General features: G+C 39.3%; 24 protein-coding genes. 9 read left to right on the top strand and 15 right to left on the bottom strand.

The features are described 5' to 3' along the window. Nucleotides 1–33 precede the first annotated feature (33 nt). From recJ to M0R38_08340, 4 genes are all read left to right on the top strand, one after another. On the top strand, nucleotides 34–1,734 hold the full coding sequence (gene recJ / locus M0R38_08355; GenBank protein MCK9481754.1) for a single-stranded-DNA-specific exonuclease RecJ: 1,701 nt from the start codon (nucleotides 34–36) through the stop codon (nucleotides 1,732–1,734). Then, entirely contained in the window at nucleotides 1,731–2,489 is a 759-nt protein-coding gene (gene lptB, locus M0R38_08350; GenBank protein ID MCK9481753.1) for an LPS export ABC transporter ATP-binding protein, read from the top strand. Before recJ ends, lptB begins: the two co-directional genes overlap by 4 nt. A 7-nt stretch (nucleotides 2,490–2,496) precedes the next feature. After that, nucleotides 2,497–2,952: a hypothetical protein gene (locus tag M0R38_08345; protein ID MCK9481752.1), complete on the top strand. Its 456-nt coding sequence runs from the start codon at nucleotides 2,497–2,499 to the stop codon at nucleotides 2,950–2,952. Nucleotides 2,953–3,170: 218 nt separating this feature from the next. Further along, entirely contained in the window at nucleotides 3,171–3,455 is a 285-nt protein-coding gene (locus M0R38_08340; protein MCK9481751.1) for a YdeI/OmpD-associated family protein, read from the top strand. 39 nt (nucleotides 3,456–3,494) lie between these two features. On the opposite strand, the gene M0R38_08335 is transcribed toward M0R38_08340, so the two are convergent. From M0R38_08335 to M0R38_08325, 3 genes are all read right to left on the bottom strand, one after another. After that, entirely contained in the window at nucleotides 3,495–5,558 is a 2,064-nt protein-coding gene (locus M0R38_08335) for a TonB-dependent receptor plug domain-containing protein (protein ID MCK9481750.1), read from the bottom strand. 37 nt (nucleotides 5,559–5,595) lie between these two features. After that, nucleotides 5,596–6,456: a FixH family protein gene (locus M0R38_08330; protein MCK9481749.1), complete on the bottom strand. Its 861-nt coding sequence runs from the start codon at nucleotides 6,454–6,456 to the stop codon at nucleotides 5,596–5,598. A 141-nt stretch (nucleotides 6,457–6,597) separates the two neighbouring features. Next, nucleotides 6,598–6,978 carry a hypothetical protein gene (locus tag M0R38_08325; GenBank protein ID MCK9481748.1) on the bottom strand — a complete coding sequence of 127 codons (381 nt, stop codon included), beginning with the start codon at nucleotides 6,976–6,978 and terminating at the stop codon, nucleotides 6,598–6,600. Between the two features lie 165 nt (nucleotides 6,979–7,143). On the opposite strand from M0R38_08325, the gene M0R38_08320 reads away from it, so the two are divergent. The 4 genes from M0R38_08320 (at nucleotide 7,144) to M0R38_08305 (ending at nucleotide 10,686) form a co-directional block, all read left to right on the top strand. Then, a complete protein-coding gene (locus tag M0R38_08320) occupies nucleotides 7,144–8,154 on the top strand; it encodes an FAD-binding oxidoreductase (GenBank protein MCK9481747.1) in 1,011 nt (336 codons plus the stop codon). 26 nt (nucleotides 8,155–8,180) lie between these two features. Then, nucleotides 8,181–8,984: an SDR family oxidoreductase gene (locus tag M0R38_08315; protein MCK9481746.1), complete on the top strand. Its 804-nt coding sequence runs from the start codon at nucleotides 8,181–8,183 to the stop codon at nucleotides 8,982–8,984. A gap of 57 nt (nucleotides 8,985–9,041) precedes the next feature. Then, complete coding sequence (locus M0R38_08310) at nucleotides 9,042–10,124, top strand: TerC/Alx family metal homeostasis membrane protein (protein MCK9481745.1); 1,083 nt, start codon at nucleotides 9,042–9,044, stop codon at nucleotides 10,122–10,124. A 352-nt stretch (nucleotides 10,125–10,476) separates the two neighbouring features. Continuing rightward, on the top strand, nucleotides 10,477–10,686 hold the full coding sequence (locus M0R38_08305; GenBank protein ID MCK9481744.1) for a hypothetical protein: 210 nt from the start codon (nucleotides 10,477–10,479) through the stop codon (nucleotides 10,684–10,686). Nucleotides 10,687–11,159: 473 nt separating this feature from the next. On the opposite strand, the gene M0R38_08300 is transcribed toward M0R38_08305, so the two are convergent. Beyond that, on the bottom strand, nucleotides 11,160–12,446 hold the full coding sequence (locus M0R38_08300) for a citrate synthase (protein ID MCK9481743.1): 1,287 nt from the start codon (nucleotides 12,444–12,446) through the stop codon (nucleotides 11,160–11,162). A gap of 215 nt (nucleotides 12,447–12,661) precedes the next feature. Between M0R38_08300 and M0R38_08295 the strand changes: the two genes are divergently transcribed. Continuing rightward, nucleotides 12,662–13,543 (top strand): NAD kinase, encoded by an 882-nt coding sequence (locus M0R38_08295; GenBank protein ID MCK9481742.1) that lies wholly within the window; start codon nucleotides 12,662–12,664, stop codon nucleotides 13,541–13,543. A 25-nt stretch (nucleotides 13,544–13,568) separates the two neighbouring features. On the opposite strand, the gene rpiB is transcribed toward M0R38_08295, so the two are convergent. The 11 genes from rpiB to M0R38_08240 all read right to left on the bottom strand — a co-directional run bounded on the left by rpiB (nucleotide 13,569) and on the right by M0R38_08240 (nucleotide 22,460). Next, complete coding sequence (rpiB, locus tag M0R38_08290; protein ID MCK9481741.1) at nucleotides 13,569–14,009, bottom strand: ribose 5-phosphate isomerase B; 441 nt, start codon at nucleotides 14,007–14,009, stop codon at nucleotides 13,569–13,571. After that, the gene (gene tatC, locus M0R38_08285; protein MCK9481740.1) at nucleotides 13,999–14,838 is read right to left on the bottom strand and encodes a twin-arginine translocase subunit TatC; all 840 of its coding nucleotides are present in this window, start codon (nucleotides 14,836–14,838) and stop codon (nucleotides 13,999–14,001) included. The genes rpiB and tatC overlap by 11 nt, the downstream gene beginning before the upstream one ends. 19 nt (nucleotides 14,839–14,857) lie before the next feature. After that, nucleotides 14,858–15,607, bottom strand: coding sequence for a 3-oxoacyl-[acyl-carrier-protein] reductase (gene fabG / locus M0R38_08280; GenBank protein MCK9481739.1), 750 nt, complete (start codon nucleotides 15,605–15,607; stop codon nucleotides 14,858–14,860). A 234-nt stretch (nucleotides 15,608–15,841) separates the two neighbouring features. After that, the gene (locus M0R38_08275; protein ID MCK9481738.1) at nucleotides 15,842–16,099 is read right to left on the bottom strand and encodes a hypothetical protein; all 258 of its coding nucleotides are present in this window, start codon (nucleotides 16,097–16,099) and stop codon (nucleotides 15,842–15,844) included. A 171-nt stretch (nucleotides 16,100–16,270) separates the two neighbouring features. After that, nucleotides 16,271–16,822 carry a hypothetical protein gene (locus M0R38_08270; protein MCK9481737.1) on the bottom strand — a complete coding sequence of 184 codons (552 nt, stop codon included), beginning with the start codon at nucleotides 16,820–16,822 and terminating at the stop codon, nucleotides 16,271–16,273. Between the two features lie 174 nt (nucleotides 16,823–16,996). Next, the gene (locus tag M0R38_08265) at nucleotides 16,997–18,505 is read right to left on the bottom strand and encodes an FG-GAP-like repeat-containing protein (GenBank protein MCK9481736.1); all 1,509 of its coding nucleotides are present in this window, start codon (nucleotides 18,503–18,505) and stop codon (nucleotides 16,997–16,999) included. A 2-nt stretch (nucleotides 18,506–18,507) separates the two neighbouring features. Continuing rightward, nucleotides 18,508–18,978, bottom strand: a complete 471-nt coding sequence (locus M0R38_08260) for a hypothetical protein (GenBank protein ID MCK9481735.1) — start codon at nucleotides 18,976–18,978, stop codon at nucleotides 18,508–18,510. Further along, nucleotides 18,978–19,667 carry a T9SS type A sorting domain-containing protein gene (locus M0R38_08255; protein MCK9481734.1) on the bottom strand — a complete coding sequence of 230 codons (690 nt, stop codon included), beginning with the start codon at nucleotides 19,665–19,667 and terminating at the stop codon, nucleotides 18,978–18,980. The genes M0R38_08260 and M0R38_08255 overlap by 1 nt, the downstream gene beginning before the upstream one ends. Nucleotides 19,668–19,683: 16 nt before the next feature. Beyond that, nucleotides 19,684–20,496 carry an FG-GAP-like repeat-containing protein gene (locus M0R38_08250; GenBank protein MCK9481733.1) on the bottom strand — a complete coding sequence of 271 codons (813 nt, stop codon included), beginning with the start codon at nucleotides 20,494–20,496 and terminating at the stop codon, nucleotides 19,684–19,686. A gap of 3 nt (nucleotides 20,497–20,499) precedes the next feature. Then, complete coding sequence (locus M0R38_08245; protein ID MCK9481732.1) at nucleotides 20,500–20,955, bottom strand: hypothetical protein; 456 nt, start codon at nucleotides 20,953–20,955, stop codon at nucleotides 20,500–20,502. Beyond that, nucleotides 20,955–22,460: an FG-GAP-like repeat-containing protein gene (locus M0R38_08240; protein ID MCK9481731.1), complete on the bottom strand. Its 1,506-nt coding sequence runs from the start codon at nucleotides 22,458–22,460 to the stop codon at nucleotides 20,955–20,957. Before M0R38_08240 ends, M0R38_08245 begins: the two co-directional genes overlap by 1 nt. Between the last annotated feature and the right edge of the window lies 1 nt (nucleotide 22,461).

Raw genomic sequence — 22,461 nt, 5'->3', positions numbered from 1 at the left:
TATAGCTTACATTTGCCGTCATCAAAAGCAATCATGGAATTTATTTGGAAAGAGAAAACACAACCCGATAGACGTAAGATTGAACACCTTTCTAATTTGTTGAATATTCCTGAAAAGATTGCCACACTGTTGGTGCAACGAGGAGTAGAGACTTATGACCAAGCAGAAGCATTTTTTAAACCAAAATTTTCTCAATTGTATGACCCTTATCTAATGAAAGATATGGAGCGTGCAGTTGAAAGAATAGAAAACGCATTGCAACACGGTGAGAAAATCCTTATTTATGGTGATTATGATGTTGATGGAACGACTTCGGTAGCAACAGTTTACTCGTTCTTAAGAGAGTTGTGGGAGCAAGATAAAATTGATTATTACATACCGGACCGATACAAAGAAGGCTATGGTGTATCCAAAATCGGCATTGATTGGGCTAAAACAAATGGTTTCTCATTAATTATTGCACTCGATTGTGGTACCCGAAGTATAGAATTGATTCATTATGCTAAAACTTTAGACATAGATTTTATTGTTTGTGACCACCATTTACCCGGTGAAGAATTACCAGAAACTGTTGCCTTATTGAACCCTAAGCAAGCTCATTGTGCCTATCCTTACAAAGAGTTATCAGGATGTGGTATTGGGTTTAAGCTTATTCAGGCTATAGCTCACAAACGCAATATGGATGAATCCAAAGTGATGCAATATTTAGATTTGGTTGCTGTTAGTATAGCCAGCGATATTGTGGATATGATGGATGAAAATCGAGTGCTCATGTATTTGGGATTGGAAAAACTCAATAGCAACCCATGTGTAGGACTGCAAGCACTGATGCAGAGTTATATCATTAAAGACAACTATGAGGTAGGTGATATAGTGTTTGGCTTGGGACCAAGAATCAATGCCTCAGGAAGGATTTCTGATGCAAAAGATTCTGTTAAATTACTGATTGAAACTGATTTTCACCAAGCTATCAAAGCTGCAAAGGTCTTAGATGAACATAATTCTGAAAGAAAGGATAAGGACTCTGATATCACAAAAGAAGCGCTTGAATTAATTCAAAACAATGAAGAATATTTAAGGAAACGCACAACTGTTTTGTATGGTAATCAATGGCACAAAGGTGTGATTGGAATTGTTGCCAGCAGGTTGATAGAATATCATTATAAACCTACCATTATTTTTAGTGAAAATGATGGTATGCTCACAGGGTCTGCGCGCTCAGTAAAGGAATTCGACATACATGAAGCTATCGGCTCTTGTGGGGAGTATGTATTGCAATATGGGGGACATAAGTATGCAGCAGGACTTAGTGTGAAAAAGGAACATTTTGATGCGTTTGCTCTTAAATTTGAACAAGTGGTACAAAGTACAATTACAGAAGATGCAATAAACCCTTCTGTTGAATATGATACCGAACTTGATTTTAGCGATATCAATGATAAGTTTATGCGTTTGTTGGATAGGTTTAAACCTTTTGGTCCAGGCAATATGTCCCCTGTATTCAGATCTAATAAAATCAAAGATATAGGAAACTCAAGGGTGTTGAAAAAAAAACATCTTCGTATTGTTGGTAAACAAAGTGGCGTAGTGTTCGATGGAATAGGGTTTAATATGGCAGATAAATATTCAATAGTAAGAAATCAAGAAGGGTTTGATTGTTGTTATTCTTTAGAATGGAATAATTTCAATGGGCGTGTGAGTATTCAGTTAAAACTAAAAGATATCCGAGCATGAAATTAAGTGCTGTAAATCTTGTTAAAACATATAAAAAGCGCACTGTTGTAAACCACGTAACTGTGGAAGTCAATCAAGGCGAAATTGTTGGCTTGCTGGGACCGAATGGAGCCGGCAAAACCACCACTTTTTACATGGTAGTTGGATTGGTTAAAGCGGATGAAGGACAAGTGTTTTTAGATACACAAGATATTACCAAACTTCCTATGTATAAACGCGCTCAATTGGGTGTTGGATATTTGCCACAAGAAGCATCTGTTTTTAGAAAACTTACCGTTGAGGATAATATAAAAGCGATACTTGAAATGCGTAAACTTAGCAAGGAAGTGCAGCAAGATAAATTAGAATCGTTACTAAATGAATTTAGCTTACAAAAGGTAAGAAAAAACCCCGGAATGGTGCTGTCAGGTGGAGAACGTAGGAGGACAGAGATAGCACGTGCATTAGCTTCAGAACCCAAATTTATTTTATTAGACGAGCCTTTTGCCGGAGTTGATCCCATTGCAGTTGAGGATATACAAGGGATTGTTGCAAGTCTTAAAACAAAGAATATTGGTATTTTGATTACAGATCACAATGTTCAAGAAACATTAAGTATTACTGACCGTGCCTATCTGTTGTTTGAAGGTAAATTACTCAAACAAGGTACTGCCGAAGAACTTGCCGATGATGAATTAGTGCGAAAGGTGTATTTGGGTAAACACTTTGAGTTGAAACGCAAGGATTTCTCCGGTTTTAGAACAGATACTGAATAAAACATTTATGTTAAATATTGACTATAAAAGACTTCTGATTAAAGAAGTTAAACAAAACCTTTATGACAAAATAGAAGGGTTCAAAAAAATGCTAACAGATATTGAGGAAGCTAGCGAGGGAGAAGAAAAAAACTCGAGTGGAGATAAATATGAAACCGGGATTGAGATGTTAAAACAAGAAGGTGAAAAAATTTCCAATCAATTGTTGGAGACAAAGAAAATGCTGGAAGTAATGGATAGAATGGGAATCAGCAATAATGAAAAAATTGGTTTTGGATCTGTAGTAATGACATCCGATAAGACTTTTTTCATTTCTGTATCTTTGGGTAAACTGCTCGTGAATGGACAAGAAGTTCTCTGTATTTCGGGAGTCGCCCCAATAGCCCATGCAATCAAAGGAAAGATAGCAGGAGAGAAGTTTAATTTTAATAATGCAGAAGTGGAAATCTTGCAGGTTGTTTAAACTTGAAAAGAGTATAGTTATATAAAGGGTTTTCAAATGATTTGAAACAGAATTAAGAATAAATAATGCCGCAAAGTGCATAGCTCAGTTTTAAAACATAATTTAGCAAACTAAATTTTCAAGAGATAATTGAATGCGAGTTGACAAGTATTAATCGTTACAGTTATAATAAAGTTGCTACGCAATCGAAATCAAAACAAACGACATCAAACAAGCCTATGAATCAGCCTATTTTAAATGGTATTTTACATGAAGTGCCGGAAGACGTTCAACAGCCATTGATTGCAAATGAGGATGCGCTGGAGAAATGGAATAAGCTTACGCCCATTCAACGCAATGAATGGATTTGTTGGATAACCATTGTGAAGAAGAGCGAAACTAGAGTTGAGCATATCAAACGTTTGATACATGACTTGCTAGAAGGGAAGCGACAACCGTGTTGTTGGCCAGGATGCCCACACCGCAGACCCAATGCCCAAAAATGGTTTTCTAAATCAAAGTAAACCTGCGTTTTGTTGATTTTATTTTCTCAATGGCTCTTACTATATTTCCCAAATCAGATTCACATAGAAATTACGTCCGGGTCGTGGGATTCTATTCCAATCCGAGAACGTAGTGTATTTGACATCAAAAATATTCTCTGCCCCGATTTTGATATTGAGACGCTGGTTTTTCCATTTATAATGTTTAGAAGCGGATATATCAAAAAGTGAGTAAGGTTTTACGGATGTTTCTCCAAAGTTAGGGTTAAATGATTTGTTGGATGCAGCACCAGAGAATTTTGCTTCTATGTCAAAGGTCTTGGTGGCAAAACGGATTTCACTTGAGTAAGAAAAAGGTTGGATGAGAGGCAGATTCCCGATAGTCGCGCCAACGCCTTTGCGATAACTTAAACTTGAAGTCCACACCCAATTCTTGTGAAAATGGTAGCTACATTCGATCGATGAATTAAAGATTTGCGCATGTTGAATTTGGGTGTAAACGCGAATGCCATCTGCTGCAAGGGTCATAGGAACCAAACTGCTGTCAGGGATTCCAATGATATAATCTGAAAGATAAAAAAATGAGCTGTTGAGTTTGCATGAAAATCGGTTGGATTTGTATGCAATCTTGCCGCTCACATTGGCACTTTTTTCATTCTTCATCTCCGGGTTGCCTATATAATCGTATTTATCAAAACTATTAAAAAGGTAGAACCCATATCCTTCTGACACGCTGGGAGCACGTTCGCCATATTCTAAACTCAAGGAAATATTCCACCTGCCGGGTTCATAAAGTAAAGTACCCGAAAGTCTTTTTAATAATCTGTTTTTTGAATCCTGAAATTGCGGATAAAAAATTCTTAAACTGTTAATGCCAAGTTCGTTTTGAATAGTATTGTTGTGCAAGGCAATACCCATACTAAATAAGGATTTTAGTTTGGAAGTTAAAGGAATATAATCCTCAATAAAAAAGTCTATGTAGTTGGTGTTAACATCGGGCCAAGTCAGCATAAACATTGGGCTGCTGTTAGGATTGGCGGGATACATAGTCATTTCTGCATAGGAATTATTATGATGTCCGCTCAATGTACTCTTCCACAAATGACTTCCGCTTTTCCCTTGAACAAATGAGTAAAATCCGGCAGTTGAACTAAGTCCGGGCATATCCATTCTAATGGGTACATCGGGGCGGTGTGAGTCGTCCATGATGTGTTTTACATGGTTATAATAGATTTTGGTTTTCCATAATTTAACATGATGTGAAATATGATGTCGAGAATATTCCAATGAGCCAATGATTGCCCGCGCCAAAGATACATCCATAGGGAGCGCAGGATAACCTATGTCAGTGGCGATGTCGTAAATCACAGATGCTTCTAATTCTTGGTGCGCATTAATCTTATACCCAAGGATGGCAGATGTATTGTATTTGGTAAATTGAGAATTTAGAATTTCTTGATTGCCACCTGCTCTATAATTTCCGGCATCGCGAAAACTTAAATCGAAGTCTGAGAAAAATTTGGGACTTGAAAATGCAATGCTCGTTCCGAGTATTTTGTGCATGTTATTGGTTTCTAATCCTGAAAATACTGAGCTTTTAAAATTCTTTTCACCAAAATTTCCCTTTCTTCTCACCAAGTCAAGATTGCCTGCAATGGAGGAGCCTCCAACAGAACTGCTTTGACCACTGTGTATGGATGCTTTTGAAAGATTAGAAATTTCAACATAAGAAGTTACAGGGTCCATTTTGTCGGTACACGCCCCATAAATCCTCATGCCATCTATGGTAATGACACTACGTTCAGAACTCATACCGTTCAAAAATGGTTCCCATGCGTAAGCACCCCTCCGAACTAAATTGATGGATTTGTTGCCTTCTAAAAACCCTTCCAAACTTGTCAGAGGTTTGCGAGCAACGTCTTTAGTTGAACGCTTGCTTTCAATATTGACCTCGTCCAATATTTTGTTACTGATTGAATCATTGGGACTTTCTTGTGCTGATATTGCAAAAGGACATAAACAAATAAAACTGAATAAAGTTGCTTTCATTTTTTGAACGTAATGCAACAGGGCAGGGATATGGGAGTTGTTACATACAGAAAATTGATTTTTTATCTGCGCCATATCCCTACATGTTTGAAACCGTTGCACTATGAAAAATTTAAAATCCTACTTCAAAAAACAAACTGCTGTTTGGGTTGTCTATTGTTACTTCTTCTCCTTTGATAAGGTCGTCAGATGAATCATATACCATCAAACTGATTCTCCAAAAACCTGTCATTGTAAAGTTTACACTTCCAACATACATTTCATTGTCCTCAATCAAGTTGATATTGTTAGGGGAACTGTGATTGCCCATATCAGGCATACGAGGGTCGATATTGATTTTAAACCCTTGTACAAGCTCAAATGCATTCATGTCAACCATTTTGTATAAAACGGCTTTCATTGCGTTCATCCCGATTTTTGGCTGGCTTGGTTCAACCAATGCGATAATGTATGAAATGTTGTCACTTCCTTTAAACACAGAGACAACACGATTGGTTACTGCTTCTACAACTATGGTGTCAGTAGCACTGTATTCTTTGCCATCAATGGTGTAGTTCACTGTGAGTTCCCAATATTCTTGGTCATTGCTTGCCATTTGAAAAACAATGCTGCCTTGATAGGTAGATGTTGCACCTGCTTTTTTCTTGATAGAGGATGAAGGACATGAGTGAGATTTTTTCATCATGTGCATCATCGGTTGCCAGGTTGCAGTTGCATTCTTTACAAGACTTCCATCTGTATTTTTTATTTGAAAGAATACTGAGTTATACCCCATAGAAAATTTCCCGTTTAGTGTATATAAATTGATTTTATGGGTGTTGTTTTCTAAGGTTGAAACGAGTTTTAAACCTTGCACTTCGTTTGTGCTTTTAGGTTGTTCAGTCATGTTTTCTTTTTTACATGATGTTAAAAGTATGGATGCTCCCATGAAAAAGATCACGGTGTTGAGCATGATTGATTGAATTGTCTTCATTGTTGTTTTTATTTAAAATTTTATTTTCAAAATGTGCTAAGATATAAGCCATCCGTATGCATGCGCATCAGTAGCTATGGAAGTACACTAAAAACCCGCACATTTTGTATTGAGGAATTTAGTGCTTAAATAACAATACAATCAAATGAATTGAGGCGGGTGAAAAATTGAAAATGCAATTTCTGAACATATTCCGATGCTGTCCGGAATGTGAATTTTCGAATCGGAGTTCAAGAATTTGTTTTGAAATAAGTCGGCAAGTGCGTAAGGAGCGGAGAAAAGCTGTAATTCTTGTACTTTTAAATCAGGGAACTGCTCTTCTTGATTTTTGTTGTTCTCTTTCAATTCATGTGTAAGAAAGCATTTACCATCACATTGAGAATCTTTGTTAAATCTGTTTTCACATAATGTCTTTGCTATGAAGTCTCTTTGGATATAAAAAGAAGTGATAATCCATATTTGAGACGTGTTTTGAAGTATAAAGCAGGTCAAAACAAAATATGTAAGAAAGTATTTTTTCACTTCTCTTATTTGGCAGCGAAATTAGACCTTGCAATGCGATAAATCAATGACATTTATCAGCGTTTTCATTCTTGTTGTAAAATTTATCATGTTCATTTCCCGGAATCAGTAAGAATTGTGATTTTATGAATGATAAATTTCATCCTTGTTTTACTTTTGTGCGCCATGAACAAAGAGAGGGTGTTGGTGGTTGGACAAGGTTTGACAGGCTCAGTAATAGCTCTCCAACTAAAGGCGCGCGGACATGAAGTTTGGGTAGTGGACGAAAACAGAAAATTTACTTCCTCCAACGTAGCAGCAGGACTATTTAACCCAATAGTTGTAGGCAGACTAAAAATTACTTGGAACGCAGCATCACTCTTTGCACATTTTGCAAATTTTTATTTACAAGTTGAAAAGCAACTTCAAGTTAGTTTTTTTCACCGTATGCCTCTCATCCATCTTTGTAAAGATATTGAAGAACAAAACGATTGGGATGTGTTAGTCGGTACTGATAAAACAGCGGTATGGATTGAGGAATATCATGGACATTTTCCTGATTACATTCGTTCAGATTTTGGCAGTTATCTAGTAAAATCAACAGGTTGGGTTGATTTGCCGTTATTTATTTCAACGGTAAGAAAAATGTTTCAAGTTGCCGACAGGTTTGTTGTTGGGTCACCCATCGTTGGACAAGATATTGAAATAAAGGAACATGGATTTTTGTTTGAAAATAGTCAATTTGACAAAGTATTTCTGTGCAGGGGAGAGTTTGAACGCACACAACCTGAATTTCCTCATTTGCCATATAATCCGGTCAAAGGACAAGTGTTTGAAATAGAAACAGCATTTGAGTTAGAACCGACCATTTATCATAAACAAGTTTTTATGTTACCCACCGGTAAACATTCTGCACGTGTAGGTTCTACTTATACATGGGATCGTATGGATTATGAGCCAACACAAAAAGAAACCGACTTTTTAAAAGAGCGTTTAGATGATTTTTTGCAAGGAAAGTATGCTATTAAAGAGATAAAGGCAGGCGTTAGACCCGCATTTCACTATGGAAGACCCATGTTTGCAGAACATGAACAAATAAAGGGGATGTATGTGTTGAATGGCATGGGATCTAAAGGAGTTACCTTAGCTCCCTATTATGCAGAGCAACTGTTGAATTCAGTTTATGGAGCCGAATGATTTTTGAATAATATTGCAACATACAAATGAAATTAAAAGGGAAACGGATTGTAATTACAGGTGCATCATCAGGCATTGGAAGGGCATTGGCAAAAGAAGCACTCTTGAGGGGAGCTTATGTTTGTGTGGGTGCGCGTAATGTAGCTGCCTTGCAGGAGTTATCCTTGCAGGAAAATACCCAACATTTGTATTTCACGCAATTAGATGTTACCCAACAAAACAGTTGTGAGGCTTTTGTGCAATTCGCAGTAGAAAAGATGGGAGGTATTGATGTTTTAATCAACAATGCCGGTATTAGTATGAGGGCAAATTTTGCTCAATTAGATGTTTCGGTCATTGAGCAGGTGATGCAAGTAAATTTCTTTGGACTTGTTTATTGTACTCGTGCTGCAATGCCTTACTTGTTACAATCTAAAGGAACTGTTGTTGGGGTAAGTTCGGTAGCAGGGTTTAATGGTTTGCCGGGAAGAACCGGTTATGCTGCTTCAAAATTTGCGATGCACGGATTTTTAGAAGCTCTCAGAACTGAAAACCTCCAAACAGGATTGCACGTAATGATAGCATGTCCGGGGTTTACAGAGTCAAATATTCGACATGCTGCATTGGATGCCCATGGAAAAGCACAATCAGAATCTCCACGTAATGAACAAAGCATGATGTCTGCCGAACAAGTTGCAATCATTATTTTAAATGGAGTTGAAAGACGCAAAAAACAAGTCATCATGACCTTGCAAGGCAAATTGAGTTATTTGTTGAGTAAGTTTGCTCCCGGAATTTTGAGGAAACTCACTTTTAATCACATGAAATCAGAACCCAATGCGCCATTTTAAATGGTGATATTCATCTATTTTCGCAACGTTATTATCAACTAAACACAGACGTATTGTATGTCAAACGAAGTCATTTTTTTTATTGCTTTTAATGTTTTGATTTTTGGTATTCTCATTTTTGATTTGGGAGTATTTAATCGAAAAAAGCACGAAGTTTCATTTAAGGAAGCGCTCATTTGGACTTCGGTTTGGTTTGGTTTTGCAATGTTGTTTTATGTATTTTTAAGGCATTACGGTCATCTGATACATGGGATTGAAGACCTCGCAGGAATCAAAAAGGTGAATGATTTGTATAACCATAAGATTCTGCTGACAGGAACGGATTTTATTGCAGACTTAAAAGCTTATAACAAAACAATTTCGTTGCAATATCTGACCGGATTCTTTATTGAATATTCGCTGTCAATTGATAATCTGTTTGTGATGCTGTTAATTTTTAAATCATTTGATGTAGAAAAGAAATATTATAAGACTGTATTAGAGTGGGGGATTATTGGAGCGGTGATTATGAGGTTTGTTTTCATTTTTGCCGGATCTGCTTTAGTACATGAATTTCATTGGATACTCTATATTTTTGGTGCAGCATTGGTAGTTTCAGGTGTGAAAATGCTGATTGACCAAATACAAAACAAAGGCGAAGAAGAAGGTACCACTAACAGACGCTTTGCACGTTATGTTTCTAAGTTCTTGTCTGTTTTTCCTCGTAATGTAAAAGGGCATATTGGCTTTAGACACAAAAACGATGGCAAATTTTATTTCACTCCATTATTTATTGTCATTTTAGTAATAGAGTTTTCAGATTTGCTTTTTGCGATGGATTCAGTGCCGGCTATTTTTGCCGTAACCCTTGATCCATATACTATTTTCTTCTCAAATGTCTTTGCTATTTTAGGACTCAGAAGTTTGTTCTTCTTGTTGGCTTATTTTGTCAATGTGTTTCACTTGTTGGGATACGGTTTGTCCATATTGCTCACATTTATTGGTTCTAAACTGATTTTTGCTGAATGGTATGAGAAAATAGGAATTGATTCCAATGTGTCGTTGTTCATCATTCTAGGTATCATTGTCCTTGCAATCATAGCAAGTTTGATTTTTCCCAAAAAGGTTCCCGTGCAAGATCAACAGCCCCAAAGGGAATAACCCGTAGTTTTGAGTTTGCAATAAAGATACAGTCCATCTGGATTTGTACAAGAAAAAAAAGTATATAATCCCAATTCAATAAACCCTCACACTTATGGCGCAACGCCAACATCTATTGGTTGTATTGGCGTGGTTTTGTGAGGGGTATAAATGAGTTAGCGGTCATTGTTAGACTACCCACATAAATCACAATTAATCACTAAGAAATAATGCAAGATTTCATAGACTATGCAAATTAAAACGGTGTAATGCCAAAATGTCTAAAACCACAACTGCTTATCAACTTGCAGATTTTTAATCACTTGCATCTCGAAAAGTAGCTCATCTATTTGATTTTCAGTATATTTACATTATGAAATATATTGATGGTGAAAATAGAAATCTAATAGTGTTTTACAGCTTGGAAGAACTCATCGAACAAGACAATGAGGTTCGGTTGATTGTTTTGTTTGTCGATAGCTTGCCTTTGCGGGCTGATTTTTACTGCATTCAACCTCCTCAGAATCTTCAATATTTTAGACCAAAAAGACCTCAAAAAGCACCTAAGAGTACTTGGCATTAATTTCTCAGTTCTGACAAGCGATTTTAAACCGTTTTACAGCATTTTATTTTTCACTTTAAGGAAATCTACTTTTGAAAAAGTCTTCTTTAAAGTTGCTTAAATTTGAACTAAATACGTGGTTTAGTAGCGGAAATTAAAAACTAAAGGGGTTATTAGATGGACTGCCGTTATGCCTCACCCTGAAAGACGACACGACCTATCATAATTATACAGAAAAATGAAAGCCAGAAAACCCACGCTAAAGCCAAGTTCTGAGTTAAATTAAAACTTCAATAGTTTGCTATTATGGGGCAGGAGGGTATGGAATTGACACGTGGTTGTGAAGAAATGGGGAGATTTAGAATCAATTCAATTAGTTGTTCTATTAATGCGATGTTTTGATTGTCTTGGTGTTGAAGAAATGAGGCAAGCTTGGTAAATAAAAAAGCCGTTTCTTATTGAGAAACGGCTTTTTGTTATGATAAGCGTTGAAGTTAGCGTTTGCTAATCTCAACAAAGGGTCTTTGGTTGTATCCGGTATAGATTTGACGAGGTCTGCCAATAGGTTGACCTTCTTTTGTCATTTCTTTCCATTGAGAAATCCAGCCCGGTAGTCTTCCTAATGCGAATAGTACAGTGAACATGTCTGTAGGGAAGCCCATTGCTCTGTATATGATTCCTGAATAGAAATCTACGTTTGGATAGAGTTTTCTTTCTACAAAATAGGGGTCTTGTAATGCAACCTCTTCGAGTTTTTTAGCTATTTCCAACACAGGGTCATTGATGCCCAGTTTATTGAGGATGTCATCACAAGCTTTTTTAATGATTTTGGCTCTTGGGTCAAAGTTTTTATAAACTCTGTGTCCGAATCCCATTAAACGGAATGGGTCATTTTTGTCTTTTGCTTTGTTAATGAACTTAGCTACATCTCCACCGTCATCTCTTATTTTTTCAAGCATTTCAAGCACTTGTTGGTTTGCACCACCGTGCAAAGGACCCCAAAGTGCTGCTACTCCGGCAGCAATTGATGCATACAAACTTGCATTTGATGAACCTACTAAGCGGACAGTAGAGGCAGAGCAGTTTTGTTCGTGGTCTGCGTGCAAAATGAGCAACTTGTTCATGGCATCAACAAACACCGGGTCTATTTCGTAGTCATCAGAGACATGTTTAAAGGTCATATTCAAGAAGTTGGATACATAATCCAATTTGTTGTTAGGGTAGATAAAAGGATGTCCTGTACGTTTTTTGTAAATCATTGCACAAAGTGTTGGCATTTTTGCAATGAGTCTTAACATGGTTCTTCTCTTTTGGTCATCAGGTCTGTTCGGATCTAATGATTTAGGGTAGTATGCAGAGAGAGCAGACATCATGGATATAAGCTGACCCATGGGGTGAGAACCGGTAGGGAACGATTTGAAAATGTTTTGTAAATCATCATTTACCAAAGTGTGTACTTTGATTTCGTTGTTAAAATTTTCTAATTGTGTAGCGTTGGGAAGTTCTCCTTCTAACAATAGGTAGGCTACTTCAGTAAACGTAGCTTTTTCAGCCAGTTCTTCTATGCTGTATCCTCTGTATCTTAATATACCTTGTTCTCCATCTAAAAAAGTAATAGCACTGCTTGTAGAACCGGTGTTTTTGTATCCTACATCCAAGGTAACATATCCAGTCATACTTCTCAGGTTTGAGATGTCAATTGCTTTTTCGTTTTCGGTTCCTGTAATAACAGGCAATTCGTATTCCTTGCCCTCTAAAATGATTTTTGCTTTCTCTGACATAATTGATATAGATTTTTTTATTTTAACTAAATGTGGTAGTGTCCTTTAAAACGGTGCGCAAGTTACATAATTTTGCCTAATGTATTTTCCCATACATCAATAAAAATAAGCAAAATAAAGAGAATGTTTGTTTTTGATTGTGCGGATTAATCGCTCGGTTTTATTTGTTATTGTCTGAACATTCCTACATTTGTTGCCGAAATACACTCAAGCCTATGCTCATTGCTGTTTATGCACGCGATTTATCAAAGGAGTTGTCTCGCAATACATTGATAAAGGTTGTAAATTATTTAGATAGTTTATCCTCAGAGGTTTGGTTGCATACAGTTGTGTCGGAATCTCAGGTTTCAAAAAAACTTGATGTAAGTCGTTATCGCAGTTTTTCCACTTTTGACAAAAGCGATGCTGTGTTGCCGGATTTGCTGATTAGCATTGGCGGAGACGGGACTATATTGGATACGCTTATGATTGTCCATGATACAGGGGTTCCTGTTTTGGGTATTAATACAGGTAGGATGGGTTTTTTGGCAGCAATTACACCGGACAATGTTGAAAAGGCAATAGATGCCTATATGAAGGGCGCATTTGTGATTGATGAAAGATCTGTGCTTGAACTGCAAATGTCAGAAGAGTTATTCAGTTTTAAATATGCCCTCAACGATTTCGTAATAAGCAAAAAAGACAGTTCCAGTATGATAAAAGTGCATACTTACCTCAATGGTGAATATTTTAATTCTTATTGGGCAGACGGGTTAATTTGTTCTACACCCACAGGCAGTACGGGCTATAATTTGAGTTGTGGAGGCGCGATTCTGCACCCCAAGAGCGAAAGTTTTGCCATAACTCCCATTGCTCCTCATAATTTGAACGTTCGACCGTTTGTAATTCCTGATGACCATATCCTTGCCTTTGAGGTTGAGGGTAGGAGCAAAGCATTCTTAGCCAGTTTAGATGCAAGGTCTATAAGTTTTACCCCCAATATTCAAATTGCCATCAAAAGAGCAGGATTTAATTTCAACCTCGCGCGTCTCAAGGGTGAGAATTTTATGAGCACCCTGCGTACTAAGATGATGTGGGGAGTGGATGTGAGGAATTAATGCTTGTTAAAGCATCGCAAACAGACTAAATTTTTTCAACTCTTCTTTCGTGTCGCCCACCCTCAAATTGGGTAGTCAAAAAGGTGTTGACCATTTCTTCAGCTTCAAGTGTAGAAACATAGCGTGCAGGCAAACAAATAATATTCGCATTGTTGTGTAACCTGCCTAAGGCTGCAATTTCTTTTGTCCAACAAAGAGCTGCTCGAATATGAGCATGTTTGTTAGCTGTCATACATACACCATTGCCGGAACCGCAAATTAAGACTCCTCCATGCCCTGCATTTGATTCTACCGCTTGTGCGAGTGGATGTGCATAATCAGGGTAATCTGTGGAGTCTTCTGAAAATGTACCGTGATCGGTATATTCATAACCCAGTTTTGTAAGGTATGATTTTAATTCTTCTTTCAGTTGAAATCCGGCATGGTCAGAGCCGATGTGGATGTGTTGGAATATTTTATTGCTCATTTTCTTTTAGACGTTTACGTTCTATGTCTTTGGTTAATTTGATGCCCAGCTCAAATAGTAAATAAATGGGAATAGTTAAAATGATTTGGCTGATAACATCGGGAGGTGTAACAATTGCCGCTACTATCACGATGACAACGATAGCGTGTCTGCGATATTTTTTGAGTGTCTCAGAGGAAAGAAAACCGATTCTTGCTAAAAAGTACATCAGAATGGGTAATTCAAACATAAGTCCTGTACCAATCACTAAGAAACTGATAAGGCTCACAATGTTTTGAAATGTTGGTTCATTGGCAATTTGATCACTAATGGTAAATCCTACAAAAAAGTTCAGACTAATAGGAGAGAGGATATAATACCCGAATAATACCCCGGAAAAGAATAAGGCAGAGCAGCTCGCAATTAAACCCTTTGAAAACTTGCGTTCTGATGGCTTTAATGCCGGTTTGATAAATCTCCATAATTCCCAAAGGAAATATGGAAAACCGATTACGATTGCAGAGATTATACTAATCTTAAACGCCTCTATAAATTGACCTTGCATTTGAAGGTTAATAAGCTTTATCTTGATGTCACCTACGCAGTATTTATCGCTGTTATAAAAGTAGTGGGAGAACTTACAAATCATTCTGTAAGTAAAGAAATCAGCATTGATTGGCGCAATGATAATTTTAGTAAAAATTGTTTCTATGTATGTAAAGCAAACAACAACAAGACTAATTAAGACAACAACAGAACGAATGATATGTTTTCTTAACACATCAATATGGTCAAAAAAGGACATTTCCTTTTTGTTATACTCATTAATCTCTCCTTGGTCTAAAGGCATTATACTAATCGCTAAAAGGTTACATCACCATTCCACCGCACACATTTAGCGTTTGACCGGTTACATAAGAAGAAAGGTCGGAAGCTAAGAAAATACAAGCATTCGCAACTTCTGTTGGAGAGCCGCCACGTTTGAGTGGGATATTTTGTGTCCATGCATTACGCACTTCTTCGCTAAGGGCTTCGGTCATTTCTGTTTCAATAAAACCGGGCGCAATCGCATTACATCTTACATTTCTGCTCCCTAATTCTTTAGCAACAGATTTAGTAAAACCAATCACGCCTGCTTTGGATGCTGCATAATTTGCTTGCCCTGCGTTTCCGGTAATGCCCACAATAGAGGTGATATTAATAATAGAACCCGCTCTGTTTTTCATAAAAGTTTTCATACATGCTTTTGTTATGTTAAAAGCAGATTTAAGATTGGTATTAATCACTTCATCCCATTGATCTTCAGACATACGCATCAAAAGTGTGTCGCGTGTAATACCTGCATTGTTTATAAGTACATCTATATTGCCAAAGTCGGCAATAACTTCATCGGCTAATTTTTGAGAACCTTCAAAGTCGGCAGCGTTTGATTGATATCCTTTAGCTTGGACTCTATATTTGTTTTTTAGCTCTTCTTCAAATGCCTTTGCTTTCTCAACGCTGGAGACAAAAGTGAAGGCAATGTTTGCACCTTGTGCCGCCATACCTTCCGCGATTCCCTTCCCAATTCCTCTCGAGCCTCCTGTAACCAAAATTATTTTGTTTTCTAATAATTTCATATTCTCTGAATTTTTGGGCAAAGATATGTTAAGTAAGGAAAGTTGAAAGTTGCAGTGGAGTTATTTTCAATAAAAAAGCCGCTCATTGCTGTTGCGGCTTTTATGTTGCGCACCTGATGAACGCATTATTGAACTCTTTAAAGGGATTGAAAGAAGTTTATTTGCTTTGCAATGGTGGGGATTTTTATCACTAAACTTCCTACAAAGCCAAAAACTCAAATTTAGCACAAATGTTCAAACGAAGCACTGAACCCCCACTTGCGCCAAACCGCTGAGGCTGCTGTCCAGGTCTTCAAGTTTTACATCTATTGCCATACCGCAGTTTTTCGCTTTGATGAAATCTCCCATCCATTCGAGCGACTCGCCAAAGACTATCTTATCATCTTTGCTGTTGTCGTTATTGCTGCTGTCGATGTCTATCTGTGTTTCGTCATTGGGGTCTAAGCTCAGCTTTACGCTGTCGCTTACAAGCGCGCTTTCCTCTTCGCCCACAAAGCTGTAATCGGGGTCGTACTGCCCTTTGAAATAGAAAGTTGTTACAAATTTGTCGGGCAGGGTGCGGGCTTCCGCCTGTCTTACCCATGCTTCGCTTTGCTCAAAGGCAGAGCTCTGGCTGACAATAAAGGCGGCTCTCCGGCTGCCGTGTGCCGATGCAAGGGCGTTCTATGCGGCTTTTTTCTCTTCTGCCGTTGCTTCCGTATCATCTGCAATAGCTATGTAGGCGGCTCTGTCCTGCGTTTCGGAGGGGGTGAGCAGCCATTCGTGGTTTTCTATATGCACGTCATCGGGAAAGAAACGCACTTTGAGGTGATATTTGTTGCCTGAATCCAGATAGAAGCGGGTTTCTATCCGCACAGGCAGCAGCAGTATAGGGAACTTGTCGTGCAGGTTGTTTACAAGATTTTTGTGCAGGGGGGTGTGTGCGGCTAAGGTTTGGTATTTGCTGCGGGTGCTGACTTTGAGTGCTTCAAAATCTATCTGTGCTTCCTGAACGCTGCCTTCGGGCGGGTCGATAGGGAGAGAATTATCTGTTGCCGCCAGAATATCGCGTTCCTCTTCTTCGTCTTCGGTGTCTTCATCTCCTGCTGCTTCCTTGCGGGCGATTTCTGCTTCCAGAATTCGGAGTCTTTCTCTTCTTCTGATATACTCTTTCTCCGCCTCGTCCCGCAAGGCTCTTTCGTTCAGGTAGTCGGTTTGTTTTGATTGGAATGTCATAGTTTTACTTTTTTTAGTAAATGAATAGTCTGTGATTTGACGCTTCCGTCATTGCGAGGCTGTCCGTTCTCGTCATTGCGAGCGTAATGAAATGGAGCGAAGCAATCCCTGTGAGATTGCTTCGTGCCTCGCAATGACGGAAGCGTGCGAAAGCTGAATGTGTTTGTTCCCTCCTCATCTCTCTATCCTTATTTTTTTGTGAAGTAATTGCCCGCCCTGCTCTATTTGCAGCAGGTATAGCCCTGCGCTCTGCACGTCTGAAATGTCAAGCTGCAGTTCCTCAAAGGCATTGGGGAAGTGTCGGGTTTTAATTACTCTGCCGTGCATATCAAGCAGTTGCAGGGAAACTTTGCCGCTTTGCGCTTGGCTTAGGCTTATATGCAGCATCTCCTTTGCAGGATTGGGATATACCTGCACTTGAAGCGCAGGGGCTGCAATGTGCGGCACGCTCACCTGCGGCACGCCTTTGAGGAACAGGATATACACCGCACCCGAACCCGAAGCAACATCAAAGCCTGTTGAGCCAACCGCAAGCTCTGGAACACTATCTCCATCCAAATCAGGAACTCTGGAAACCGACCAACCAAACCTGTCCCCATTTTTTATATTTCCTGTAAAGCCGCCTGTGCCATTGCCTATTTTTATGTTCTTTTTGACTGTGCCGTCTGCATTGAGAAGCAGAACCCATACCGCACCAAAGAAACTGCCTACCGAATCAATATATGTTCTTCCGATTGCGCCAACTGCTATGTCATTTACTCCGTCTCCGTCTATATCACCCAAGTTTGTTACAGAATGTCCAAAACTTGGATTGATATCAAAAGAATCTGTAAACCCACCTTTACCTTCTCCAATTTCCTGTACGCCTTTTAGTGTACCGCTGCTGTTCAGAAACAGTATCCATAAAGCATCTGTATCATCAGGTTCACCAACTGCTAAATCCGTATTTCCGTCCCCGTCTATATCTCCTATGTTGGCTACACTGCTACCAAAATGCCAATGCTCTCTCCCAAACAGGTTGTTGTTGTCGTTAATCCGTGAATAAGATTTTACCTTTCCGTCTTTTTCTAACAAAATGATATACACCGAGCCGTTGTCGGAAGAAGAAATATTTTGAAAAGGTGCGCCTACGGCTATATCGTCATAGCCGTTGCCGTCTATGTCGCCAATATTAGTAACACTTATTCCAAACCTGTCCAGATTATTCAAGTGTTGAAAGGTCGGGGTAGTATCGCTTAATCTTCTTTCGCCTATTACTTGTCCGTCTGCATCCAAGAACAAAAACCACAATGAACCTCTTCTACCATTAAATGCAGGAGCTCCAACTACAATGTCGTCTATACCGTCATCGTTTAAGTCCCCTACATTTGTTACTGATGCTCCAAAGTGATGACCTGAAATTGCATGGTCTCCAAAGCCTCCTTCATTTCGAGTTATTCTGACAGTAGACTGCACAATTCCGTTGGAATTGAGATTTTGAATAAAAATCTCTCCGTTACCTGTTCCATTAGTACAGCCTGTAATGATTTTGTTTGCAGAATAGGAGGATACAGACGCTCCAAAGTCTAAAACCGTAGTTTGGTTCATAGTAAGTATCTGCATACTTTTTACTTCTCCGTTTTCCTGTGCAAAAACGAACAAAGGAGTAAGCAGTACAAGTGTGTTTAAAAGTGTCTTTTTCATGATTATTCAGTTGTTTGGTTTAACATATTGCTTGCGTGAATTAATACTTTTGATGCGTTACGGCAGAAAATCGTCCCCATGTTGGCAGAATTTAAACCCCAAGGATAGTCAGGCAAAAAACCGCTTGATAAATCTATGTCTGTATCAATAAAGTTAATCTCACTTATGTCAGGTTCTTCTATTTTGTCGGCTATATACATTGCATGGGCTATATGTCCCCAATGTAAGTCTGACCATTCTTTAGGAGGGGTACTCCACCCAGTAGCCCCCTCTGGCATTCCCGCACCAAACCTCGTATCCCCTGCTCTTTCTTCCAGCACAAAAAACCAACCTGCTTCCATGCTTGTTGTAGGTGTTGTTTCTTCTCCCCAAGTGCCTTTGGCTTCGCTCTCGGTCAGGTCAAAGCCCACGAGCAGCACATCACTGTCTGAACCTTGATTTTTATGATTTATATGATTGGCTTGATTTTGCATTATTTCTCTATCAGTATTTTTTTGTGGAGTATAGAACCATTGTTGTTTATTTGCAGGTAATACACCCCTGCGGTGTTGATACCTGAAACATCAATACCTGGATTGGAATGTGTTTGGAGTTCTTGGGAGAGGAGCAAACGACCCTGCATATCAAAGAGTTGCACAGTAGCCTCGCTTGGTGCTGTTTGCCCAAAGTCAAAGTGCAGCATGCTGTTTGCGGGGTTGGGGTACACCTGCACTTGAAGCGCAGGGGCTGCAATGTGCGCCACGCTCACCTGCGGAACACCTTTGAGGAAAAGGATATACACAACCCCATTGCCATTAGCGGGCGATTGGTCGTTTGGGGCTGCAATAGCAAGTTCAGGAACACTATCTCCGTCCAAGTCTGGAATTTTAGCTATTGACCAACCGAACCTGTCCCCGCTTTTTATATCTCCTGTGAACCCGCCTTTTCCACTGTTTATTTCTATATTTTTCTTGACTGTGCCGTTTGCATTGAGCAGCAGCACCCAAGCCCTGCCATAAAAATTTCCCGAAGAATCAGAATTTATATACCCCATTTCCCCTACGGCTATGTCATTTATTCCGTCTCCGTCTATATCCCCAAGATTGGTTACATCATGTCCGAAATTTGAACCTACATTAAAAGAGTCTGTAAAACCGCCTTGTCCTTCTCCTATTTCCTGCACACCTTTTAGTGTTCCGTCACTGTTTAAAAAAAGTATCCATACCGCCCCCCCGCGAACTTTGGTAACCTGACTCTCCCACAGCTAAGTCCGTATTTCCGTCCCCGTCAATGTCGCCTATATTGGCTACATAGCCGAAATGCCTATGCGTTCTGCCAAACAGGTTGTTGTTGTCGTTAATCCGTGAATAAGACTTTACTTTTCCGTCTTTTTCTAAAAGGATAATATAAACAGAGCCGTTATCAGTTGTTGAGTGGTTTTGAAAAGGTGCACCTACTGCTATGTCGTCATAGCCGTTGCCGTCAACATCGCCTATATTGACTATACTTCTGCCAAATCTGTCTAAATCAGCCAAGTGCTGAAAGGTCGGGGTTGTATCGCTTAGTCTTCTTTCGCCTATTACCTGTCCGTCCGCATCTAAAAACAAAAACCACAATGCCCCCCTATCACTATTAGAATTAGGCGCACCTACTACAATGTCGTCTATGCCGTCATCGTTCAAATCCCCCACATTGGCTGTTGCCCAACCGAAAGAGTGTCCTGAAATATTGAGGTCGCCAAATCCGCCCACGTTTCGGGTTATTCTGACAGTGGATTGTATTGTTCCCAAAGATGAGAGGGTGCTTATGTAGATTTCTCCGTTTCCTGTTCCATTAGGACTGCCAGCAATTATTTTATTGGCAGAATATGAGGATACCCCAAATCCATACCCCAAAGCGGTTGGCAGGTTCACAGAAATTTTCTGTACAGTCTTTACTTCCCCATTCTCTTGCGAAAACAAGCAAAAGGGTGTCAGAAAAATAATCAATGTGTTTAAAAGTGTCTTTTTCATAATTTATTCAGGTATTTTGTTTAGCATAGTTTCTGCGTGTATCATTACCTTAGAGGCATTGCGGCAAAAAAATGTCCCCATGTTGGCGGCATTTGCTGCCCAAGCTAAATCAAAAGGGTTTCCACTTGTAAGTGCAATACCTGTATCTATAAAGTTAATATCATCAACGTCAGACTTTCCCATTCTGTCCGCTATATGTCCCCAGTGTAAATCAGCCCATTCATCAGGCGGAGCGTCCCAATCATCGTCATTTATGTCTGGCATTTGCAATCCAAATCTTGTATCTCCCGCTCTTTCTTCCAGCACAAAAAACCAGCCCGCTTCCATAGCTACGGTTGGCGGGTCTTCATCTTCCCAAGTGCCTTTTACCTCGCTTTCCGTCAGGTCAAAGCCCACGAGCATTACATCGCTGTCTGAACCTTGATTTTTATGATTTATATGATTGGCTTGATTTTGCATTATTTCTCTATCAGTATTTTTTTGTGAAGCACAGAACCGTTGCTGTTTATTTGCAGGTAATACACCCCTGCGGTGTTGATACCTGAAACATCAATACCTGGATTGGAGAGGGTTTGGAGTTCTTGGGAGAGGAGCAAACGACCCTGCATATCAAAGAGTTGCACAGTAGCCTCGCTTGGTGCTGTTTGCCCAAAGTCAAAATGCAGCATCTCCTTTGCAGGATTGGGATATACCTGCACTTGAAGCGCAGGGGCTGCAATGTGCGCCACGCTCACCTGCGGTACGCCTTTCAGGAAAAGGATATACACCGCACCCGAACCCGAAGCAACATCAAAGCCTGTTGAGCCAACCGCAAGCTCTGGAACACTATCTCCATCCAAATCAGGAACTCTGGAAACTGACCGACCAAAGCGGTCATTACTGTTTATATTTCCTGTAAATCCGCCTTTTCCTCTGTTTATTTCTATGTTCTTTTTTACTGTGCCGTCTGCATTGAGCAGCAACACCCAAACTCTTCCGTAGTATGTCCCCGAAGAATCGGGATTTATATAGCCCGGTTCTCCCACCGCTATATCATTTATTCCATCCCCGTCTATATCGCCCAAGTTTGTTATAGATTGTCCAAAATTTGAATTCAGATTAAAAGAATCCGTAAACCCACCTTTGTCCTTTCCAATTTCCTGCACACTTTTTAATGTTCCGTTGCTATTCAGGAAAAGTATCCATACTGTTTCGTTTAACCCGGGTTCTCCGACTGCTAAGTCCGTATTTCCGTCTCCGTCTATGTCCCCTATATTCGCTAAACCTGTTCCAAATCTAAAGTGTGACCTCCCAAACAGGTTGTTGTTGTCGTTAATCCGTGAATGGGATTTTACTGTGCCGTTTTTCTCTAAAAGAATTATATATACAGAACCATTTTGAGATGTTGAGGCATTATTGTAAGGAGAGCCTACAGCTATATCATCATAGCCATTCCCATCTATATCTCCAATATTGGTTATACTTGTCCCAAAATTATTTCCGTTGCTAATTGAACCAAAGCCGGTAGTGGTGTCGCTTAATCTTCTTTCTCCTATTACCTGTCCATCTGCATTTAAATACAAAAACCATAAAGAACCTCTCTGACCATTAAAAAAAGGTGCGCCAACTACTATATCATCAATGCCATCATCGTTTAAGTCTCCCACAACGGCAACAGAAGCACCAAAAGCGTCTTGAAATATGTCGTGATTGCCAAAGCCGCTTTCATTTCTTGTAATCCTAACAGAAGATTGTACTGTTCCGTTGGTGTTGAGTGTGTGAATAAAAACCTCTCCGTTATTTGTTCCATTTACCGAACCTGCCATGATTTTATTTGCAGCATAAGAAGCAACAGAACTGCCATAGCTTGTTGAAGAACTCTGATTTACCGTAATAACCTGCATGTTTTTTACCTCTCCGTTTTCCTGTGCAAAAAGGAGTGAAGGAGTGAGCAACAAGAGCGGGTTTAAAAGTGTCTTTTTCATA

This window comes from Bacteroidia bacterium (assembly GCA_023228875.1).
Taxonomy (GTDB): domain Bacteria; phylum Bacteroidota; class Bacteroidia; order NS11-12g; family UBA955; genus JALOAG01.
The sequence above is the reverse complement of the archived record's forward strand: the minus strand, read 5'-3'. Positions and strand labels throughout refer to the sequence as shown.

What these genes read in the sequence shown, in the direction of transcription:
- recJ (MCK9481754.1), top strand. Translation starts at nt 34, where the DNA reads ATGGAATTTATTTGGAAAGAGAAAACACAACCCGATAGACGTAAGATT.
- lptB (MCK9481753.1), top strand. Translation starts at nt 1,731, where the DNA reads ATGAAATTAAGTGCTGTAAATCTTGTTAAAACATATAAAAAGCGCACT.
- M0R38_08345 (MCK9481752.1), top strand. Translation starts at nt 2,497, where the DNA reads ATGTTAAATATTGACTATAAAAGACTTCTGATTAAAGAAGTTAAACAA.
- M0R38_08340 (MCK9481751.1), top strand. Translation starts at nt 3,171, where the DNA reads ATGAATCAGCCTATTTTAAATGGTATTTTACATGAAGTGCCGGAAGAC.
- M0R38_08335 (MCK9481750.1), bottom strand. Translation starts at nt 5,558, where the DNA reads ATGGCGCAGATAAAAAATCAATTTTCTGTATGTAACAACTCCCATATC.
- M0R38_08330 (MCK9481749.1), bottom strand. Translation starts at nt 6,456, where the DNA reads ATGAAGACAATTCAATCAATCATGCTCAACACCGTGATCTTTTTCATG.
- M0R38_08320 (MCK9481747.1), top strand. Translation starts at nt 7,144, where the DNA reads ATGAACAAAGAGAGGGTGTTGGTGGTTGGACAAGGTTTGACAGGCTCA.
- M0R38_08315 (MCK9481746.1), top strand. Translation starts at nt 8,181, where the DNA reads ATGAAATTAAAAGGGAAACGGATTGTAATTACAGGTGCATCATCAGGC.
- M0R38_08310 (MCK9481745.1), top strand. Translation starts at nt 9,042, where the DNA reads ATGTCAAACGAAGTCATTTTTTTTATTGCTTTTAATGTTTTGATTTTT.
- M0R38_08305 (MCK9481744.1), top strand. Translation starts at nt 10,477, where the DNA reads ATGAAATATATTGATGGTGAAAATAGAAATCTAATAGTGTTTTACAGC.
- M0R38_08300 (MCK9481743.1), bottom strand. Translation starts at nt 12,446, where the DNA reads ATGTCAGAGAAAGCAAAAATCATTTTAGAGGGCAAGGAATACGAATTG.
- M0R38_08295 (MCK9481742.1), top strand. Translation starts at nt 12,662, where the DNA reads ATGCTCATTGCTGTTTATGCACGCGATTTATCAAAGGAGTTGTCTCGC.
- rpiB (MCK9481741.1), bottom strand. Translation starts at nt 14,009, where the DNA reads ATGAGCAATAAAATATTCCAACACATCCACATCGGCTCTGACCATGCC.
- tatC (MCK9481740.1), bottom strand. Translation starts at nt 14,838, where the DNA reads ATGCCTTTAGACCAAGGAGAGATTAATGAGTATAACAAAAAGGAAATG.
- fabG (MCK9481739.1), bottom strand. Translation starts at nt 15,607, where the DNA reads ATGAAATTATTAGAAAACAAAATAATTTTGGTTACAGGAGGCTCGAGA.
- M0R38_08270 (MCK9481737.1), bottom strand. Translation starts at nt 16,822, where the DNA reads ATGACATTCCAATCAAAACAAACCGACTACCTGAACGAAAGAGCCTTG.
- M0R38_08265 (MCK9481736.1), bottom strand. Translation starts at nt 18,505, where the DNA reads ATGAAAAAGACACTTTTAAACACACTTGTACTGCTTACTCCTTTGTTC.
- M0R38_08260 (MCK9481735.1), bottom strand. Translation starts at nt 18,978, where the DNA reads ATGCAAAATCAAGCCAATCATATAAATCATAAAAATCAAGGTTCAGAC.
- M0R38_08250 (MCK9481733.1), bottom strand. Translation starts at nt 20,496, where the DNA reads ATGAAAAAGACACTTTTAAACACATTGATTATTTTTCTGACACCCTTT.
- M0R38_08245 (MCK9481732.1), bottom strand. Translation starts at nt 20,955, where the DNA reads ATGCAAAATCAAGCCAATCATATAAATCATAAAAATCAAGGTTCAGAC.
- M0R38_08240 (MCK9481731.1), bottom strand. Translation starts at nt 22,460, where the DNA reads ATGAAAAAGACACTTTTAAACCCGCTCTTGTTGCTCACTCCTTCACTC.